The following is a 2,051-nucleotide window of genomic DNA, read 5'->3' as shown; positions in this document are numbered from 1 at the left end:
CATCCTTGACACTTGTCAATGTTTCATCTTTTTTTCTGGAGAATTTCAAATGAGAAATGTTGCCCGCGAGCGTAACGCATTCACGCTCGTCGAACTTTTAGTGGTGATCGCCATTATTGGCGTTCTTGTCGGTCTACTGCTGCCGGCAGTTCAGGCTGCCCGCGAAGCAGCTCGTCGGATGAGTTGCAGTAATAACTTCAAACAGATTGGGCTCGCAGTTCACAACTATCATTCTGCCTACAAGAAGTTGCCAATGCAGGGTGGCGGAACTGATAAACCCGGTGTCGGCGCTTCGCAAGGCAATAGCACCACCGGTGGTGGTGGCAATCAGTTATGGCTGACTTGGCTTGTAGGGTTAACACCGTTCTTCGAACAGCAGGCCCTGTGGGAGCAGATCTCCAATCCGCTCCGCAGGAATACTAGCGGAACGGCGATGTCAGGCTCGTGGAGTGCCATGGGACCTATCCCATGGCAGTCGGAGTATCCGCCTTGGATGACTGAAGTTCCGACGCTGCGTTGCCCTAGTGACCCCGGAGTTGGTTTGCCTTCACATGGTCGCACGAACTACGCTGCTTGCGTGGGCGATTCGGGCTACATGATAGACAAAGGGCCGATCGACGAAAACGGAAATACTAATTCGGATTGGACCGAAACGGTAAGAGTTGCCCATCGAGGGGTTTTCGCACTTCGTCGCGAAATGCGCTTCCGTGATATTTTGGACGGGCTCGCTAATACAATCATGTCCGGTGAAATTGCAACGGACCTTGGTGACAACGATGTAACGACGCGCATGGGTTGGAGAGTAACGAGTAGCGAAAACGATGCTCCCCTAACGAAAGGCGTCTTCTTCGATCCGACTGATTGCGATGCTAACCTCGATCCGAACCGTCCACAATTTTGGGCTGACGGAAAAGGGATTCTGGCCGCTAGCGAAGGCCGGGGATACCGTTGGGCGTACGCCTATCCTGTCTACTCTCAAGTCACGACCATTCGTCCACCGAATTCACCGCTTTGTCTTCAGCACAAAAGTGGAGCGTATCGGGGTGGGCATTATTCGGTCAGCAGCCGTCACCAAGGTGGCGCTCACGTGTTGATGGGTGATGGAGCGGTGAAATTCATTACGGACTCGATCGACGCCGGGACCAGTACCGCGCCAATGCCCTACAAGGTGAAAGCGTCTGCGGGGAATTCCCAGATGTGGGTTGGACAGGCCAGCCCGTATGGGCTTTGGGGAGCGTTAGGAACGCGTGCGTCCAAGGAAGTGATCAGCCAGGAATTCTAGGCCCCTTTCGGGGAGCTGTTATAGAACCTGCCTAGAAATCGATTGACTGATGCGATTTGCTCATGGTTTTGATTAGCCAACCGAGGCGAAAAACTGTCGGTCAATCGATTGTTTTTGGGATAGATATTTTGTGGTCCCTTTTGGCGTTCTGTGAATGAGCACCAAGGGATGTGATGCGGTTCGTGGTTTCTTTTCTCTGAATAGGGATTGAGTGTCAATGAGTTTCTTCAAGAGTGTTGTTTGTTTCTGCCTGTTATCTGTTGTTGCGTTTTCCGGCTGCGGCGGAGGTCAAGGCGAGGGCGGAAGTGTTACAGAGCCGTTGCCTGATGAGCTGAAGCAAGAAATTCAAGAGATCGAAACTGCACCTAAAGAACCGGTGTAAACAAATGCAACAGGAGACAAAGTGAAGAGCCATCTCATGAAGCATCGCCGAAGGTCAGCGAGTTTGTGTTGCTCGCTGAATTGTACTGCGAAAACGTCCTTGGGTTGTTCCAGGCAAGTGCGTTTGGGCGATACGTTACCCTAGCCCGTGGGCTGAACCAAGAGTTCATCCGGTAACTTATTCAAACCACGAGTCCACATTCGAACGGAAGTTGGTCACCAGTTGTCGCGAGTCGTCTGAGTTAACGTCCTGTCTATGCGACATGGATCATCGCTTCGATTGCGATCGCTTCGTCACTACTGGCCCAACTGCCTAGGCAGTGCTAACCGACGTGATCGGTAGTTCCTCGACCCGCTTAAAGAGGGCGAGCAAGTTGAGTCGATCGGG

General features: G+C 52.4%; 2 protein-coding genes. Both read left to right on the top strand.

Annotation, left to right across the window (positions count from 1 at the left end; all coding sequences use genetic code 11):
• Positions 1 to 49: 49 nt before the first annotated feature.
• A complete protein-coding gene (locus RSSM_RS25080; RefSeq protein ID WP_008686511.1) occupies positions 50 to 1,282 on the top strand; it encodes a DUF1559 family PulG-like putative transporter in 1,233 nt (410 codons plus the stop codon).
• A gap of 217 nt (positions 1,283 to 1,499) precedes the next feature.
• Positions 1,500 to 1,664, top strand: a complete 165-nt coding sequence (locus tag RSSM_RS33960; RefSeq protein WP_008686510.1) for a hypothetical protein — start codon at positions 1,500 to 1,502, stop codon at positions 1,662 to 1,664.
• Positions 1,665 to 2,051 lie beyond the last annotated feature (387 nt).

The organism is Aporhodopirellula sallentina SM41, assembly GCF_000346505.1.
Taxonomy (GTDB): domain Bacteria; phylum Planctomycetota; class Planctomycetia; order Pirellulales; family Pirellulaceae; genus Rhodopirellula; species Rhodopirellula sallentina.
Note: the sequence above shows the minus strand (reverse complement) of the source record. Positions and strands in the feature narration are given on the sequence as shown.

What these genes read in the sequence shown, in the direction of transcription:
- RSSM_RS25080 (WP_008686511.1), top strand. Translation starts at nt 50, where the DNA reads ATGAGAAATGTTGCCCGCGAGCGTAACGCATTCACGCTCGTCGAACTT.
- RSSM_RS33960 (WP_008686510.1), top strand. Translation starts at nt 1,500, where the DNA reads ATGAGTTTCTTCAAGAGTGTTGTTTGTTTCTGCCTGTTATCTGTTGTT.